The organism is Pseudomonas auratipiscis, assembly GCF_036324085.1.
Classification (GTDB): Bacteria; Pseudomonadota; Gammaproteobacteria; order Pseudomonadales; family Pseudomonadaceae; genus Aquipseudomonas; species Aquipseudomonas auratipiscis.
Window position 1 is genome coordinate 256,557 of the sequence record NZ_JAZDCU010000006.1, and the last position, 15,495, is coordinate 272,051.

The 15,495-nt window shown below is 60.5% G+C and carries 17 protein-coding genes; 7 read left to right on the plus strand and 10 right to left on the minus strand.

All coding sequences use genetic code 11. The annotated features are described in order from the left end of the window. Nucleotides 1–57 precede the first annotated feature (57 nt). Entirely contained in the window at nt 58–759 is a 702-nt protein-coding gene (gene pyrF, locus V0R60_RS11175) for an orotidine-5'-phosphate decarboxylase (RefSeq protein ID WP_136475092.1), read from the plus strand. Here pyrF and V0R60_RS11180 read toward each other — a convergent pair. After that, the gene (locus tag V0R60_RS11180; protein ID WP_330079705.1) at nt 749–1,753 is read right to left on the minus strand and encodes an NADP-dependent oxidoreductase; all 1,005 of its coding nucleotides are present in this window, start codon (nt 1,751–1,753) and stop codon (nt 749–751) included. The two genes, pyrF and V0R60_RS11180, sit on opposite strands and share 11 nt — an antisense overlap. A gap of 229 nt (nt 1,754–1,982) precedes the next feature. On the opposite strand from V0R60_RS11180, the gene V0R60_RS11185 reads away from it, so the two are divergent. After that, entirely contained in the window at nt 1,983–2,744 is a 762-nt protein-coding gene (locus V0R60_RS11185; RefSeq protein ID WP_330079706.1) for an SDR family oxidoreductase, read from the plus strand. A gap of 47 nt (nt 2,745–2,791) precedes the next feature. Here V0R60_RS11185 and V0R60_RS11190 read toward each other — a convergent pair whose 3' ends face one another. Beyond that, entirely contained in the window at nt 2,792–3,955 is a 1,164-nt protein-coding gene (locus tag V0R60_RS11190) for an MFS transporter (RefSeq protein WP_330079707.1), read from the minus strand. 113 nt (nt 3,956–4,068) lie between these two features. Between V0R60_RS11190 and V0R60_RS11195 the strand changes: the two genes are divergently transcribed. Then, nucleotides 4,069–5,451, plus strand: a complete 1,383-nt coding sequence (locus V0R60_RS11195) for an aminotransferase-like domain-containing protein (protein WP_330079708.1) — start codon at nt 4,069–4,071, stop codon at nt 5,449–5,451. Between the two features lie 17 nt (nt 5,452–5,468). Here the strand turns inward: V0R60_RS11195 and V0R60_RS11200 are convergent, their stop codons facing one another. After that, nucleotides 5,469–6,662 (minus strand): benzoate/H(+) symporter BenE family transporter, encoded by a 1,194-nt coding sequence (locus V0R60_RS11200; RefSeq protein WP_203542965.1) that lies wholly within the window; start codon nt 6,660–6,662, stop codon nt 5,469–5,471. A 145-nt stretch (nt 6,663–6,807) separates the two neighbouring features. Between V0R60_RS11200 and V0R60_RS11205 the strand changes: the two genes are divergently transcribed. Continuing rightward, a complete protein-coding gene (locus V0R60_RS11205; protein WP_136478892.1) occupies nt 6,808–7,410 on the plus strand; it encodes a glutathione S-transferase family protein in 603 nt (200 codons plus the stop codon). 31 nt (nt 7,411–7,441) lie between these two features. Here the strand turns inward: V0R60_RS11205 and V0R60_RS11210 are convergent, their stop codons facing one another. From V0R60_RS11210 to V0R60_RS11230, 5 genes are all read right to left on the minus strand, one after another. Beyond that, nucleotides 7,442–7,813, minus strand: coding sequence for a glutathione S-transferase N-terminal domain-containing protein (locus V0R60_RS11210; protein ID WP_330079709.1), 372 nt, complete (start codon nt 7,811–7,813; stop codon nt 7,442–7,444). A 59-nt stretch (nt 7,814–7,872) separates the two neighbouring features. Next, on the minus strand, nt 7,873–8,418 hold the full coding sequence (gene folE / locus V0R60_RS11215; protein WP_128325933.1) for a GTP cyclohydrolase I FolE: 546 nt from the start codon (nt 8,416–8,418) through the stop codon (nt 7,873–7,875). A 70-nt stretch (nt 8,419–8,488) separates the two neighbouring features. Next, entirely contained in the window at nt 8,489–9,046 is a 558-nt protein-coding gene (locus V0R60_RS11220) for a Smr/MutS family protein (protein WP_136475102.1), read from the minus strand. 52 nt (nt 9,047–9,098) lie between these two features. After that, a complete protein-coding gene (locus V0R60_RS11225) occupies nt 9,099–9,419 on the minus strand; it encodes a hypothetical protein (protein WP_136475103.1) in 321 nt (106 codons plus the stop codon). Nucleotides 9,420–9,495: 76 nt separating this feature from the next. Further along, nucleotides 9,496–10,086: a cysteine hydrolase family protein gene (locus V0R60_RS11230; protein WP_330079710.1), complete on the minus strand. Its 591-nt coding sequence runs from the start codon at nt 10,084–10,086 to the stop codon at nt 9,496–9,498. 190 nt (nt 10,087–10,276) lie between these two features. Here V0R60_RS11230 and prmB point away from each other — a divergent pair, with 190 nt between their 5' ends. After that, entirely contained in the window at nt 10,277–11,185 is a 909-nt protein-coding gene (prmB, locus tag V0R60_RS11235) for a 50S ribosomal protein L3 N(5)-glutamine methyltransferase (protein WP_330079711.1), read from the plus strand. Between the two features lie 37 nt (nt 11,186–11,222). Here prmB and V0R60_RS11240 read toward each other — a convergent pair whose 3' ends face one another. Both V0R60_RS11240 and V0R60_RS11245 read right to left on the minus strand, forming a co-directional pair. Further along, complete coding sequence (locus tag V0R60_RS11240) at nt 11,223–12,011, minus strand: hypothetical protein (RefSeq protein WP_330079712.1); 789 nt, start codon at nt 12,009–12,011, stop codon at nt 11,223–11,225. A gap of 106 nt (nt 12,012–12,117) precedes the next feature. Continuing rightward, complete coding sequence (locus V0R60_RS11245) at nt 12,118–13,080, minus strand: alpha/beta hydrolase (protein ID WP_330079713.1); 963 nt, start codon at nt 13,078–13,080, stop codon at nt 12,118–12,120. A gap of 133 nt (nt 13,081–13,213) precedes the next feature. Between V0R60_RS11245 and aroC the strand changes: the two genes are divergently transcribed. Continuing rightward, complete coding sequence (aroC, locus tag V0R60_RS11250) at nt 13,214–14,305, plus strand: chorismate synthase (RefSeq protein WP_136475108.1); 1,092 nt, start codon at nt 13,214–13,216, stop codon at nt 14,303–14,305. Between the two features lie 38 nt (nt 14,306–14,343). Continuing rightward, entirely contained in the window at nt 14,344–15,489 is a 1,146-nt protein-coding gene (locus V0R60_RS11255) for an MFS transporter (RefSeq protein WP_330079714.1), read from the plus strand. The last annotated feature ends 6 nt before the right edge of the window (nt 15,490–15,495 follow it).

Consider the following 15,495-nt stretch of genomic DNA (forward strand, 5'->3'; position numbering starts at 1 on the left):
TAGGCCGCTGCTTCGTTTACAATGCGCGCCGTTCAAGACTTGCCAAGAGACCAGCCCATGTCCGCCTGCCAGACGCCCATTATCGTCGCCCTGGATTTCCCTACCCGTGACGCCGCCCTGAAACTGGCGGATCAACTCGATCCTTCCCTGTGTCGGGTAAAAGTCGGCAAGGAGCTGTTCACCAGCAGCGCATCAGGCATTGTCGAAACCCTGGTCGAGAAGGGCTTCGAGGTGTTCCTCGATCTTAAATTTCACGATATCCCCAACACCACGGCGATGGCGGTTAAAGCCGCTGCGGAAATGGGCGTGTGGATGGTCAACGTTCATTGCTCCGGCGGCCTGCGTATGATGTCGGCCTGTCGTGAAGTGTTGGCCCAGCGCTCTGGTCCACAACCGCTGCTGATCGGTGTGACGGTGCTGACCAGCATGGAGCGTGAAGACCTGGCCGGTATCGGTCTGGATATCGAACCGCAAGAGCAGGTGCTGCGTCTGGCTGCCTTGGCTGAGAAGGCCGGAATGGACGGTTTGGTGTGTTCGGCACTGGAAGCCCCGGCGCTGAAAGCGGCCCATCCGTCACTGCAATTGGTGACCCCGGGTATTCGCCCCGCTGGCAGTGCTCAAGACGACCAGCGCCGTATCCTGACCCCGCGACAGGCGCTGGATGCCGGTTCCGACTACCTGGTGATCGGTCGCCCGATCAGTCAGGCCGCCGATCCGGCCCAGGCGCTGGCGGCAGTGGTCGCAGAAATCAGGGCTTAAGTATCAGCTTGCCGAAATTTTCCCCGTTGAACAGCTTCAACAGCGTCTCGGGGAAGGTTTCCAGCCCTTCGACCACATCCTCCTTGCTCTTCAGTTTGCCGGTTGCCAACCAGCCGGCAATCTCCTGTGCCGCCTTGCCATAGTTGGCAGCGTGGTCCATCACTACAAAACCTTCCATGCGCGCACGGTTCACCAACAGTGACAGGTAGTTGGCCGGGCCTTTTACCGCCTGTTTGTTGTTGTACTGACTGATAGCACCGCAGATCACTACCCGCGCCTTGAAATTCAAACGGCTGAGTACGGCGTCCAGAATGTCGCCGCCGACGTTGTCGAAGTAAACATCGACGCCTTTCGGGCATTCGCGTTTGAGGCCTTCAAGCACGTCTTCGGCCTTGTAGTCGATAACGCCGTCAAAACCCAGTTCGTCCTTCAGGTACTGGCATTTCTCTGCACCACCGGCAATGCCCACTACCCGGCAACCTTTGATCTTGGCGATTTGTCCGGCAATGCTGCCCACCGCGCCGGCAGCGCCGGAGAGCACCACGGTTTCGCCTTCTTTCGGTGCGCCGACGTCGAGCAGGGCGAAGTAGGCGGTCATGCCGGTCATGCCCAGGGCCGAGAGGTAGCGGGGCAGGGGCGCCAGTGTTGGGTCAATTTTGTGAAAGCCCTGAGGTTCGCCGACGAAATAATCCTGCACACCCAGGGCGCCATTGATGTGGTCGCCTACGGCAAAGCCGGGATGCTTGGACGCGATAACTTCGCCGACACCCAGCGCGCGCATGACCTGGCCCAGGCCCACCGGTGGAATGTAGGACTTGCCCTCGTTCATCCAGCCGCGCATGGCCGGGTCGAGGGACAGGTAGAGGTTTTTCACCAGCACCTGGCCTTCGCCGGGTTCACTGACCGGCGTTTGCTCGAAGGTGAAGTCGTCCCGGCTGACCGCTCCGATCGGGCGTTTGGCGAGCAGAAAGCGGCGGTTGGTCTGGGTGGTCATGGCTGGGCTCTCAAAGAAATGGGCAAAGGTTGTTGATAGACCCTGGCGCAGGTTCCGGCAAGGTTTACCCGTGCAGCGAATACACCACGATACACAACGCTGATTCGTCAGTGTGCTGATAATCACCCAAGCCGATACCCCTTCAACTGGCGTTCTGATGATGCTGCCCAACCATGAGGTCGTCTGCATAGACTCCGGGCATCACCTCACTATGTTGCGGGAGCTAGCGATGAGCATGACTTTTTCCGGCCAGGTTGCCTTGGTGACCGGCGGTGCGGCAGGTATCGGGCGGGCGACAGCCTTGGCGTTTGCCGCCCAGGGTTTGAAGGTGGTGGTAGCGGATCTGGACGCAGTCGGGGGTGAGGGCACGGTCGAGTTGATCCGGGCGACGGGTGCACAAGCGCTGTTCGTATCCTGCAACGTTACCCGCGAAGCCGATGTGCAGCATTTGATGGCCACTACGCTCGAGTCTTACGGTCGTCTCGACTATGCCTTCAACAATGCCGGTATCGAGATTGAGCAAGGGCGTCTGGCGGATGGCAGCGAAGCTGAGTTTGACGCCATCATGGGCGTAAACGTCAAAGGTGTGTGGCTGTGCATGAAGTACCAGTTGCCGCTGCTGCTGGCCCAGGGCGGTGGCGCTATCGTTAACACTGCGTCGGTCGCCGGCCTGGGTGCCGCGCCGAAGATGAGTATCTACAGTGCCTCCAAGCATGCCGTCATTGGCCTGACCAAATCGGCGGCCATCGAGTATGCCAAGAAGAAAATCCGCGTAAATGCCGTGTGCCCGGCGGTCATCGATACCGATATGTTCCGCCGCGCCTATGAGGCCGACCCGCGTAAGGCAGAGTTTGCTGCAGCCATGCACCCGGTGGGGCGTATCGGCAAGGTTGAGGAGATCGCCAGCGCGGTGTTGTACCTGTGCAGCGATGGGGCTGCGTTCACCACCGGTCAGGCCTTGGCGGTGGATGGTGGGGCGACGGCGATCTGAGCGGCTTGCCTGCGTAGCGGGCCAGTTCAACTGGCCCGAAGACCGCGTCACGGGATAACGGCTTGCCGTTCTTGCCCCTGTTCCTGAATCAGTAGTCGAACACCCACCAACGCACAACCCAGCAGCAATCCAGCCCCAAACACCAACAGGGCGATTCTAGGCCCAAGGTGATCGGCCACTAGCCCGGTGAAAATCACCGGCAGGCTGAAGCCCAGGTAGGCGAGTAGAAAGAAACCGGCGCTGGCGCGGGTTTTCTCAACACCTGCCAGCACGTTCACCGCTGATAATCCCCCCAGATAGATAAAGCCGTAGCAGGCACTGCTGGCGGCCACGGTGCCCAGCAGTACGGCCAGCAAATGCCCGCTGTCGGCGCCCCAGGCCAGTAGCGCATAGCTGCACGGCAACACGATCAGGCCGAGCAGGGTGGCCTTGGCCGGTGGCATGCGCCGAGCCAAGGGCTGGAACAGCAAGCCACAACTGATGACGCAGAAGGTCGAGAATCCCGACCAGTTGGCCAGTTGATGCTGCTTGAGGATCGAAGGCAACAAGGCGATCACCAGGCCAACACAGGCCCAGGCCAGCAGGATGGCCAGGCCATAGGGCAGGCTGCCGGCGGGATAATAGGGCAAGCGCAACCATGCGCCGCGGGTATCTCGACGTTGATCTGGCAGCCTGCACACGGCCAGCAGTGCCAGGGCGGCCAATATCAGATGCAGATAGAAGCTGTCGGGCGCCAGGGTGGGGCCACGCAGCAAGAACAGGCTGGTCAGTGCCGCGCCCAGGCCGAACCCCAGCGACGTGCTTGCCGTCACCCAGGTGGCGGCGTGTTGGCTGTCAGCCTCTTGCATCAACTCACTCATGTAGGCCGTCGCGGTCGCAGACGCCAGCGCGGTGCCTATCCCCAGAAGCAGGCGTGCGAGGGCCAAGGTGTTCAAGGAAGGGGCCAGTAGCATCAGCACCGTGGCGAGCATCGATACCATCAGCGCAAGCATAATCAACGGACGCCTTCCTACCCGGTCGGCAAGGCCGCCGAGTAGCAACAGCACTGGCACCACACCTGCGACATAGGCCGAAAAGGCCACAGCCGTGGCGGCGGCGCCCTTGCCGGAAAGTTCGGCGTAGGCGCTATAGAGCGGTGCTTGCAGATTAACGGCGAAAGTAATCACGCACAGGGCGAAGGCGAGTAGCGCCGGCGAACGCTGAGTGGGCATGGAAGACTCCTTGTTGATGCCGCGACTATCCGGCGATCAACAGGGCCTCACAAGGCACACTGGCGGGGGATTTGTGGTTAACTGTTTGGACAAAATCAACGAACACTTCGCCCATGAATCTGACGCTCGATCGCCAATCGTCCTCCCCGTTGGTACAGCAGTTGGCTGAACAGTTGTTGCAGTGGATCGAGCAGCAGCGTCTGCGCCCGGGCACTCGCTTGCCCTCAATTCGTCAATTGGCGAAAGAGCAGGGGATCAGCCAGTCGTGTGTAATTGAAGCCTACGACCGTCTGGTTGCGACGGGGCTGTTGGAGGCCAGGCACGGTGCCGGCTTCTTCGTCGCCGAGCTTCGGCGCAGTGAACCCGTTGTTGACCATCCCGTACGCGATGAAGCGTTCGACAGTCGTTGGCAGCAGTTCAGCGAAGAGCGCCCCGGTCTGCTCAAGCTGTGTTGCGGCTGGGTGCCCGACAGTTGGCGGGCCACCGATGCAATTGCCCAGGCGGTACGCCACGTCAGCCGTGGGCCTATCGAGGACTTGCTCGATTACTGTCCTCCCTTGGGCCTGGCCGCTTTGCGTAGCCAGCTGCATAAAGGTTTGGGGCAGATCGGTATCCAGGTCAGTCCCCAGCAAATCCTTACCACCCAAGGCGCCAGTCATGCCTTGGATCTGCTTGTGCGTACGCTGCTCAAGCCAGGTGACAAGGTGCTGGTAGAGAGCCCCGGCTACTACAACCTGTACAACCTGCTGCGCCACCACCAGGTGGAAATGCTGGAGGTGCCGCGTACGCCCAGCGGCCCGGACCTGCAGGTGCTGGAGGACTTGCTCAAGCGTCATCGCCCTCGATGCCTGTACATCAACAGCCTGTATCACAACCCCACCGGCAGTAGCTTGACGCCGAAAGTTGCTTATCGCCTGCTCGAGCTTGCCCGGGAACATGATGTGCAGATCATCGAGGATGATATCTATGCCGACTTCCAGGATGGCGCGGTCACGCGGCTGGCCACCTTGGATGCCGAACAGCGGGTCATTTACCTCGCCAGTTTCTCCAAGACCCTGAGCAGTTCTCTGCGCTGTGGCTATCTGGTGGCCAAGCCGGCGCTGATAGCGCGCCTGGCTGAACTGAAGATGGTCGCCGGTCTCGGTACTTCACGCTTCACCGAGCAAGTAGTGGCGCAGATGTTGGCCAGCGGCGGCTACCGTAAAAGCGTCGCACGCCTGCGCCCGCGCCTGGCGCAACATATGGCCAAGGCGCTGGGCCAGCTTGAGACCTGTGGCTGGGAAGTGTTCACCGAGCCTTACGGTGGCATGTTTGTATGGGCGCGCCGTCCCGGTTGGGATTTCGCTGCGCTCAACCGGTTGGCCTTGGCGTGTTCGGTGTTAGTGGCGCCGGGCAGTGCGTTTGATCCGCAGGGGGTTGCCAGTGACTGGCTGCGGATCAATGTCGCCTATGCCCAGGACCAGCGTGCCCAGGCATTTTTCCAACGCACCCGCTAGGAGCGGCGATGGTATCGCTAGATGCCTTTGCGCCAGTTGAGAATCATCAGGGTCAACACCCCCGCGACTATCCCCCAGAACGCCGAGCCAATCGAGAACAGGGTAAAGCCCGAAGCGGTCACCATGAAGGTAATCAACGCAGCTTCACGCTCCTTGGCTTCGTTCATCGCCACCGTCAGGCCGTTCATGATCGAGCCGAACAAAGCGAGGGCGGCAATCGACAGTACCAACTCCTTGGGCAGGGCGGCGAACAGGGCCGCCAGGGTGGCGCCGAAGACGCCGGCAATGCCGTAGAAAATCCCGCACCAAACCGCAGCGGTGTAGCGCTTGTTCGGGTCTTCGTGTGCATGCGGGCCGGTGCAGATCGCAGCACTGATAGCGGCGAGGTTGATACCGTGCGAACCAAAGGGCGCGAGCACCAGCGAGGCCAGGCCTGTCACCGAGATCAGCGGCGAGGCTGGTACTTGATAGCCGTCGGCGCGCAGCACTGCCACCCCTGGCATGTTTTGCGACGTCATGGCGACCACGAACAGCGGAATACCGATACTGATGGTGGCCGCCAGGGAGAAGCTGGGTGTTGTCCATACGGGCGTTGCCACTTCCAGACTGAAGCCGCTGAAGTCCAGCAGACCCATGGCGCCGGATAGCGCCGTGCCTACCAGCAACGCAGCAAGCACGGCATAGCGCGGCGACAAGCGTTTGATGATCAGATAACTGAAGAACATGCCCAGCACCAGAGTCGTGCGGTGTTGGGCGGCGATGAAGATTTCACTGCCGATCTTGAACAAAATGCCGGCCAGCAAGGCGGACGCCAAAGACGCGGGAATGCGTTTGACCAGGCGCTCGAAGCTGCCGGTAAGCCCGCAGATCACCACCAGCACAGCGCAGGTGATATAGGCGCCGATTGCTTCGCCGTAGCTCACGCCCCCCAGGCTGGTGATCAGCAGTGCGGCGCCCGGCGTCGACCAGGCAACTGTCACCGGCGTGCGATAGCGCAGCGACAGGCCAATGCTGCACACGGCCATGCCGATGGACAACGCCCAGATCCACGAAGAAATTTGCGCAGTGGTCAAACCGGCTGCCTGTCCAGCCTGAAACATCAGCACCAGGGAGCTGGTGTAACCGGTAAGCATGGCAATGAAGCCTGCGACCACGGCAGAGGGCGAGGTGTCAGCCAATGGGCGCAATTGCGCGGAAGAGGCATCGGGCATGGTGCAGTCCTTGTGCTAGGTGTAAGCAGATTTTGCAGACTAACGCGCAGCTCTCTGAGCTTTGTCATACAGCAGGCATTGCATTTAGCCGTACAGTCGCCAACTATGGGCGGCGAGCAGGATGAGCCATCGAACGGGGGGAGTGATGTACAAGGTCTACGGTGATTACCAGTCGGGCAATTGCTACAAGGTCAAATTGATGCTGCATCTGCTTGATCTGCCGTACGAGTGGCACGCGGTGGATATCCTCAAGGGTGAAACGGAAACCCCGGAATTTCTCGAAATGAACCCCAACGGCAAAGTGCCGGTGTTGGTGCTGGAAGACGGCACCTACCTGTGGGAGTCCAACGCGATCCTCAACTTTCTGGCCGACGGCAGCGAATACCTGCCCACCGAACCGCGCTTGCGCACTCAGGTGCTGCAATGGCAGTTTTTCGAGCAGTACAGCCATGAGCCGTATATTGCCGTGGCGCGTTTCATCCAGTTTTACCTGGGGCTGCCGCAAGAGCGCCTTGAGGAATACAAAACCTTGCACAAGGGCGGCTACAAAGCCCTGCGGGTAATGGAAAAGCAGCTGCAGCTAACGCCGTATCTGGTCGGTGACCGCTATTCGATTGCCGATGTCGCGCTCTACGCCTACACCCATGTAGCCCAGCAGGGGGGCTTTGATCTGGACGCGTATCCGGGTATTCAGGCCTGGCTGGAGCGCGTCGCCAGTCATCCACGGCACGTGACGATGCTCGGCTAAACGCAGCGCTCCCACAGCTTGCTCGATTGCCTCAAATGGCGGAAAAACGCTTGTTGAGGTAATCGATGATCACCTTGGATTCGTACATCCAGGTGGTCTTGCCGTCTTCCTCGATGCGCAGGCACGGGACTTTGATTTTGCCGCCTTCGTTGAGCAGGGTCTGGCGATCCTGTTCGTTGTTCTTCGCATCGCGCAGGGCAACCGGCACGTTGAGGCGGTGCAGGGTGCGACGGGTTTTCACGCAGAAAGGGCAGGCGTGAAACTGGTACAGGCTAAGGCCCTTGGCTTGCTGTTCAACCAGTGCCTGGACAGCCGGGTCGCGCTTGAGCTTGGCCGGGCGGCTGACCCAATCGCCGAAGACGATCAATTGGCCGAGGCCGACGCGCAGTGCTTTGACGATCATGACAACTCCTCAGAATGAAAAAAGCCGACCCCCAAGGATCGGCTTGCAAGCAGGCCCGATTACTTGATCAGGCTGAGAAACTCGCTGCGAGTCGCGGCATTTTCGCGGAACTCGCCGAGCATCACCGAAGTAATCATCGTCGAATTCTGTTTCTCCACACCGCGCATCATCATGCACATGTGCTTGGCTTCGATGACCACTGCTACGCCCAGGGCGCCGGTAACTTTCTGGATCGCCTCGGCAACCTGGCGGCTGAGGTTCTCCTGGATCTGCAGGCGACGTGCGTACATGTCGACGATCCGTGCAACCTTGGACAAGCCCAGGACTTTGCCATCGGGAATGTAGGCGACGTGCGCCTTGCCGATGAATGGCAGCATATGGTGTTCGCACAGCGAGTACAGCTCGATGTCCTTGACCAGGACCATTTCACTGTTGTCGGAGCTGAACAAAGCGCCGTTGGTCACTTCTTCCAGGGTTTGTTCATAACCGCGGCAAAGGTACTGCATGGCCTTCGCTGCCCGCTTGGGCGTGTCGAGCAGGCCCTCGCGGGAGACGTCCTCGCCGATTTGGCCGAGGATAGCGGTGTAGTTCTGTTCCAGGGACATGGATCTACCTGTGGGGAATTATCGCAAACGCGAAGGGTACGGCGGCTGTGGCGGCGCTGCAAGCACGGCGTTACTCGTCACGGCCTTCGAGCATGGTTCGTTTGAGCATTACATAGACTGCACCGGTGCCGCCGTGGCGGGCCTGGCACGAGGTAAAACCCAGTACCTGCGGGTGTTGGCGCAGCCAGGTGTTGACGTGGCTCTTGATCATCGGCTTCTTGCCATCCAGGCGTACCGCCTTGCCGTGGGTGACCCGCACACAACGTACTTCGAAGCGGGTCGCCTCGGCGAGAAACGCCCAGAGGGTTTCACGGGCTTTTTCCACGTTCATGCCATGCAGGTCGAGGCTGCCTTCGAAGCCTATCTGACCGGCCTTGAGCTTGCGCATCTGGCTTTCCTGAACGCCATCACGGCTCCAGTGCAGGTCGTCTTCGGGGCCTACGTCGATGACAAACTGATCCGACAGGCCGTCGACTACACCCTGGTTGCTGCGCACGGTGGCAGCCTGGCGCAGGCCCGCCAACTGCTTGCGATCAGCCTTGGGTTTACCGACTTCGGCGCGATCATGCTTGATCGGCTTGACGCCGCGCATCTCGCTTTTGAACAGGGAAAAATCATCGTCTTGCATGTAAGCCTCCGCCTGGGCGGCGCAGTTTACGCGACTCTTCCTCAGGTTGCAGTCAATCGTGTTTCTTCATCAGGTGGGGCGACAGGTTCAGTTCGCGGCTGCGGCGCAGGCGCAGACGGCTGCGTCGCCAGAACAACACACCCAGGTACAACAGCAACAGGCCACCGGCAAGTACCACGGCGGCACCTGCACGGCTGGCGTTAAGCTCGGCCAGTGCCGGGACGTTACCCAGCAGGCTGGCAGCGCCAGCCATGGCCAGCAGCACGCCGAGGGTGGCCAACAGTGCCGAAAACGCAGCCGCCATGCGCGCCCCCCAATTGCTGGGTTCACGCTGGCGCAAGCGCTTGGCATCGAAACCGTTGGACAACTTCATGCCAATTTCCTCTGTGGATATCCGGTTTTTGACCGAACTGCCGCAAGGTGGTTCCGTGAGCCCGCCAGGCGGCTGATCAGATCAGGCTGCTGGTTGGCGCCACGCAAGCGAAGTTGTCGGCCATGATCGCCATCTCGCTTTGCTGGATTTGCGCAGCGGGAATCACACCATCCTTGAACGGCAGGTCGCGGGTGGCGCAGGCATCCTCGATCAGGGTGCAACGATAACCATAGTCCTTGGCACGGCGTACGGTGGTGCTGACGCTGGAGTGACTCATGAAACCGCAGACGATCAGGTCCAGGTGACCGTACTTCTGCAGGGTTTCATGCAGCGTGGTGTTCTTGAAGGCGTTGGGCATGCGCTTCTCGATGATCACCTCATCGCCTTGTGGCTCAAGGCCCGGGATGAACTCGCCGCGCGGTCCCTGTGGATCGAACATGCCACCGACAGTACCCAGGTGGCGCACATGGATGATCGGGCGACCGGCTTTGCGGGCAGCCTCGAGCATTTTAGCGATGTTCTTCACAGCGTCGTCCATGCCCGACAGTCCCAGAGGACCGCTGAGGTACTCTTTTTGCGCGTCGATAATGAGCAGGCTGGCATTGCTCAGCTTGGCGGGCGGATAGCCACGGCCGCTGAGGTGGAACATCGTCATTGGAACAGACATCAAGGGCTCCTTTGGATAGGGCTTTTCAACCTATTGTCCCCTGCCTGAGCACTTATGTGAATCGCTTCGCGCACAAGCAGCGTGGTTAGTGGCCTGCAGCCATGTCAGCGAATCGCTTACACGCCGTTTTCAGCGACCTTTTCTGTGACCGGGCTGTTAGAATTGCAGGTCGTCTTTCAAGGAGTCTGTTGTGATCACTTCTCGCCTGCGCACCCTGCGCGATCATATCCGTTGGGCTGTCAGCCGTTTCCATGAGCATGACCTGTTTTTCGGCCATGGTGCCGACAACGCCTGGGATGAAGCACGGCTTCTGGTGCTGGGCTCGGTACATTTGCCTTGGGAGGTTGCCGACAGCTACCTCGATTGCCAGCTTGAAGACGACGAGCTGGTCAATCTGCAGCGCCTGCTCAAACGCCGTATCGAAGACCGCGTGCCTACCGCTTATCTGTTAGGCGAGGCGTGGTTCTGTGGTTTGGCCTTTATCGTCGATGAACGTGTGCTGATCCCGCGTTCACCCATCGGCGAGCTGGTCGAGAAGCGCTTCGAGCCGTGGCTGGCCAGCGAGCCTGCGCGCATTCTCGACCTGTGTACCGGTTCAGGTTGTATCGGCATTGTCAGCGCCGAGGTATTCCCGCAAGCCGAAGTGGTGCTGGCCGACCTGTCGTTCGAAGCGCTGGAAGTGGCCAATCAGAACATCGAGCGTCACGGCCTGGAAGAGCGCGTCTACACCGTACAAGGTGATGGTTTCGGCGGCTTGCCGGGGCAGCGCTTCGATCTAATCCTGTCCAATCCGCCCTATGTCGACGCCGAGGATTTTGCCGACATGCCGGATGAATACCATCACGAGCCGGAGCTGGGCCTGGCCTGTGGTAACGACGGTCTGGACCTGGTACGGCGCATGCTCGCCGAGGCGGCGGATCACCTCACCGATAAAGGGCTGCTGATTGTCGAGGTCGGCAACAGCCAGGTTCACGTCGAAGCGTTGTACCCGGAAGTGGACTTTGCCTGGCTGGAATTCGAGCGGGGCGGGCACGGGGTGTTCATGCTGACGGCGCAGCAGTGCCGCCAGCATCAGCAATTGTTTGCTGCGAGGGTTTAAGCGAGGACTTCATCGCGGGGCGAGCCCCGCGATGTATTCAGTGCGTCGCAATCCAGATCAACAACCCGGCCTGAAACACCGCAAAGGCCACCAGGCAAGTAATGGTGAAACGTAGCCCGCTGTCTTCACGGCGGTACTTGCTGACACGCTCGTCGCGCTCGCGAAGCTGGGCGTCTTTTTCCTGCAGGGTCTGTTCGGCTTGTTGCAGCATGTGCGCAGCATCGAGTATTTCAACCCGTTGCACCTTCTCGTTGTTCCAGCCGCCTTTCAGTTCGCCGACCTGCACCTCGACGTAGCGTCCCTTCAGGTGCTGGGCGTCGGCGTACTCAACCTCCAGGCCATGCCTGTTCAGCATCCGATCTCGACGCTGGCGGGTGTCTTCATTGAGCGCGTCCTTGCTTGCCAGCGCAGCTCCGTCAACGCGGTAGTGCGACCACTTGCGTTGCGCCCAGGCAATTGCCTGGGACAGCAGGAAGCCACCCAGGCCGCGGTTCAGGGGTTCAAGTTGCAAGCCGCTGTCGGGGCCGACATGGACGCGCTTCTCTTGATGATCCACCCAGATATCCAGGCAGTTCTGCTCCTTGCGCACTTTCTGCCCTGGCAACTGGATGACCATGCGCAGCAGGCTGGTCTCCTTGTTGTGCCGTTCGGCATAGCCGTACTGGACAAAGCGCAATGGGCGCGCGCCGCTGTTGCGGTCGGTAGGCAGCGGCGCCACGCGCAGCAGCTGGAAATGTTCCGCAGTCACCTCGGCCCACGGCAGCGGGGCGGGTTCCGGCGCGGCCTCGGCGGTTTCCGGGGCGTCCTGGGGGGCGGCTTCAGTCATCACGGCAATCCTCTTATGCACAGCAAGCTGGACATAATCTCGATGCCAGCATCGGCTTATCGGCAGAATCGTGTGGGACTGGAGGCTGAATTTCCGTGAAGTTCGTTCAAGCAGCGGGCAGCCTGTGGATAAAATCGACCACGCGGGTGCCCAGCTCGCTGGCTTGCGGCAGTTTAGGGTTCAGGTAGCTTTCGCGCTGCTCGCTGGCCGCCTGAGGGGCGATCCTCAGCATATGATTCATGCCCTGGATCAACGCCAGTTCGGCATCCGGCTTGGCGGCCTTGAGCCGTTCGGCGTTGCTCACATCGACCTGCACATCGTGGGTGCCTTGAATGATCAGGGCGGGCACTTTCACGCTGGCGAATGCGGCCGCGGGGTCTTGGCGAAACAACGAAATCAGGTAGGGCTGGACGCTGGGGCGCAACACGTCCTGCAAGGGCAGCGGTACGTCGGCGGCGGGGTGTCCGGCCTTGAGACTGTCCAGTATTTGTCCCACACGTTGGCGGTAGCGGGCCGGAACCTGGTCGGCGAGCTGCGCGCGGAACACCTCATCGATAGGCCGGCCACTGCCGGCCACGCTGATCACGGCGCTGGCATCGCTTGCCTCGGCAGCCAAGCTGGCGATCAGCGCGCCTTCACTGTGGCCCAGCAGAATCAACTGGCCAAAACGTGGATCAGCCTTGAGGGCACGGCTCCAGGCCACGGCATCGGCGACGTAGCGTTCGACGCTGAGGTTGCGTTCATCGGGTGTGGCTGGGCGGCTGGCGGCTACGCCACGTTTGTCGTAGCGCACGCTGGCGATGCGGTTTTTCGCCAGTACCAGCGCCAGTTGCCTGAGATTATCGGTGTGGGCACCGTCGGGGCTGTTGCCATTGCGATCGGTAGGCCCAGACCCCGGAATAATCAGCACCACCGGTGGCGGTTGCTCGGTGCGCGGCAACAGCAGGCTGCCATAAAGCATGCCGCTGCCGGTATCGAGGCTGATCGGGCGTTGCAACACGGTGGGGGCAGCAGCGTGTACCAGGCCGCTGAACAGCAAGGCGAATACCACGAAAACACGCAACATCATCAGGCCACTATCGAGGAGATGGATTTTGGACCCAAGTGTGGGCAGAAGGTTCGCTGTCAGGGATGAACTCAAGGGTTAGCCTGCGTATACTGGCGGCTTTGTTAAAATCAGGCTGATTCGCGGAGCGTCCTGCATGTCCGGCAATACCTACGGCAAGCTGTTCACTGTCACCACCGCTGGCGAAAGCCATGGTCCGGCGTTGGTCGCCATTGTCGACGGCTGTCCGCCGGGCCTGGAAATTTCCCTGGCTGACCTGCAGCACGACCTCGACCGGCGCAAACCTGGCACCAGTCGCCATACGACCCAGCGCCAGGAAGCCGACGAAGTCGAAATCCTTTCCGGGGTTTTCGAAGGGCGCACCACAGGCTGCTCGATCGGCCTGCTGATCCGCAACACCGACCAGAAGTCCAAGGACTATTCGGCGATCAAGGATCTTTTCCGTCCGGCCCATGCCGACTACACCTATCACCATAAATACGGTGAGCGCGACTACCGTGGTGGTGGCCGCAGCTCGGCACGTGAAACCGCCATGCGCGTGGCCGCCGGTGCCATTGCCAAGAAGTACCTGGCCAGCCAGGGCATTCGCATCCGTGGCTACATGAGCCAACTGGGACCGATCGAGATTCCGTTCAAAACCTGGGACTCGGTCGAGCAAAATGCCTTTTTCAGCCCCGACCCAGACAAAGTCCCGGAGCTGGAGGCATACATGGACCAACTGCGCCGTGACCAGGATTCGGTTGGCGCAAAAATCACTGTCGTCGCCGAAGGCGTCATGCCAGGCCTGGGCGAGCCGATCTTCGACCGCCTGGACGCCGAGCTTGCCCACGCCTTGATGAGCATCAATGCGGTCAAGGGTGTGGAGATTGGTGCAGGTTTCGCCAGCGTTGCCCAGCGTGGTACCGAGCATCGTGACGAGATGACCCCTGAAGGTTTTCTCAGCAACAATGCTGGCGGCATTCTCGGCGGAATCTCCTCCGGTCAGCCGATCGTTGCCCACCTGGCCTTGAAGCCCACTTCAAGTATCACCACCCCAGGTCGCTCGATTGATGTCGATGGCAACCCGGTCGAAGTGATCACCAAAGGTCGCCACGATCCGTGCGTCGGCATCCGCGCCACGCCAATCGCTGAAGCGATGATGGCCATTGTGCTGATGGATCACCTGCTGCGTCATCGCGGCCAGAACGCCGATGTACGGGTGACCACGCCGGTACTGGGCCAGCTGTAATGCAGGCTTTTGGCATGCGCGCTGCGGCGTGTTGAGCCGTGGCGCCGATTCCCTACTGGCGGCTGTCCAGCTTTTACCTGTTCTACTTTGCCTTGCTCGGGTCTACAGCGCCGTTTCTGGCGCTGTACTTTCATCACCTGGGTTTTTCCAGCGCGCGCATCGGCGAATTGGTTGCCATCCCCATGCTGATGCGCTGTATCGCGCCCAATCTATGGGGCTGGTTGGGTGATCGCAGCGGTCAACGCCTGTTGATCGTGCGCCTTGGCGCGCTGTTCACACTGTTGAGCTTCTCACTGATCTTTTTTGCCAAAAGCTATGCCTGGCTTGCGCTGGTCATGGCCTTGCACGCGTTCTTCTGGCACGCGGTGTTGCCGCAGTTCGAGGTCATCACCCTGGCGCACTTGCAGGGTCAGACGTCGCGCTACAGCCAGATTCGGCTGTGGGGTTCGATTGGTTTCATTCTGACCGTGGTCGGCCTTGGCCGGCTATTCGATAGCTTGAGCCTGGATGTGTATCCGCAAGCGTTGGTGGTCATCATGGCCGGTATCGTGCTCGCCAGCTTCTGGGTGCCGAACGCTCAGCCACCGGGGCAGAATGAGCGAAGCCAGGGTGGTTTTCTCAAGCAGTTGACCCGCCCTGGCGTGGCCGCCTTCTATGTTTGTGTGGCGCTGATGCAGCTCAGCCATGGTCCCTATTACACCTTTCTCACCCTGCACCTGGAGCAACTCGGCTTCAGCCGCGGGATAATCGGTATGCTCTGGGCGCTGGGCGTGGTGGCCGAAGTGCTGATGTTCCTCGGCATGAGCTGGATTCTGGCGCGGGTATCGCTGCGTCGGGTGCTGATGGCCAGTTTCATCCTGGCGGCCCTGCGTTGGCTGCTTCTGGGCAATTATGCCGAGCACCTGGCCGTGCTGTTGTTCGCCCAAGTACTGCATGCCGCCACCTTCGGCAGCTTCCACGCCGCGGCCATCGCTTTTGTGCAGCGTAGTTTTGCTGCGCGTCAGCAAGGGCAGGGCCAGGCCCTGTACGCTGCCTTGGCCGGCACCGGCGGAGCCTTGGGCGCTCTGTATTCCGGCTACAGCTGGAACCTGTTGGGTGCAACTACCACCTTTAGTATTGCCAGCATCGCAGCCCTGGCCGCAGCCGTTATCATTGCGACCCAGATGAAAGATGCCCAGCCATAGGAAGCG

Excerpts from the sequence above, each read along its gene's own strand:
- V0R60_RS11225 (WP_136475103.1), bottom strand. The coding sequence starts at position 9,419 with ATGAAGTTGTCCAACGGTTTCGATGCCAAGCGCTTGCGCCAGCGTGAA.
- V0R60_RS11190 (WP_330079707.1), bottom strand. The coding sequence starts at position 3,955 with ATGCCCACTCAGCGTTCGCCGGCGCTACTCGCCTTCGCCCTGTGCGTG.
- V0R60_RS11180 (WP_330079705.1), bottom strand. The coding sequence starts at position 1,753 with ATGACCACCCAGACCAACCGCCGCTTTCTGCTCGCCAAACGCCCGATC.
- V0R60_RS11220 (WP_136475102.1), bottom strand. The coding sequence starts at position 9,046 with ATGCAAGACGATGATTTTTCCCTGTTCAAAAGCGAGATGCGCGGCGTC.
- V0R60_RS11240 (WP_330079712.1), bottom strand. The coding sequence starts at position 12,011 with ATGACTGAAGCCGCCCCCCAGGACGCCCCGGAAACCGCCGAGGCCGCG.
- V0R60_RS11195 (WP_330079708.1), top strand. The coding sequence starts at position 4,069 with ATGAATCTGACGCTCGATCGCCAATCGTCCTCCCCGTTGGTACAGCAG.
- V0R60_RS11245 (WP_330079713.1), bottom strand. The coding sequence starts at position 13,080 with ATGATGTTGCGTGTTTTCGTGGTATTCGCCTTGCTGTTCAGCGGCCTG.
- V0R60_RS11200 (WP_203542965.1), bottom strand. The coding sequence starts at position 6,662 with ATGCCCGATGCCTCTTCCGCGCAATTGCGCCCATTGGCTGACACCTCG.
- V0R60_RS11205 (WP_136478892.1), top strand. The coding sequence starts at position 6,808 with ATGTACAAGGTCTACGGTGATTACCAGTCGGGCAATTGCTACAAGGTC.
- folE (WP_128325933.1), bottom strand. The coding sequence starts at position 8,418 with ATGTCCCTGGAACAGAACTACACCGCTATCCTCGGCCAAATCGGCGAG.
- V0R60_RS11185 (WP_330079706.1), top strand. The coding sequence starts at position 1,983 with ATGAGCATGACTTTTTCCGGCCAGGTTGCCTTGGTGACCGGCGGTGCG.
- V0R60_RS11210 (WP_330079709.1), bottom strand. The coding sequence starts at position 7,813 with ATGATCGTCAAAGCACTGCGCGTCGGCCTCGGCCAATTGATCGTCTTC.
- aroC (WP_136475108.1), top strand. The coding sequence starts at position 13,214 with ATGTCCGGCAATACCTACGGCAAGCTGTTCACTGTCACCACCGCTGGC.
- pyrF (WP_136475092.1), top strand. The coding sequence starts at position 58 with ATGTCCGCCTGCCAGACGCCCATTATCGTCGCCCTGGATTTCCCTACC.
- V0R60_RS11230 (WP_330079710.1), bottom strand. The coding sequence starts at position 10,086 with ATGTCTGTTCCAATGACGATGTTCCACCTCAGCGGCCGTGGCTATCCG.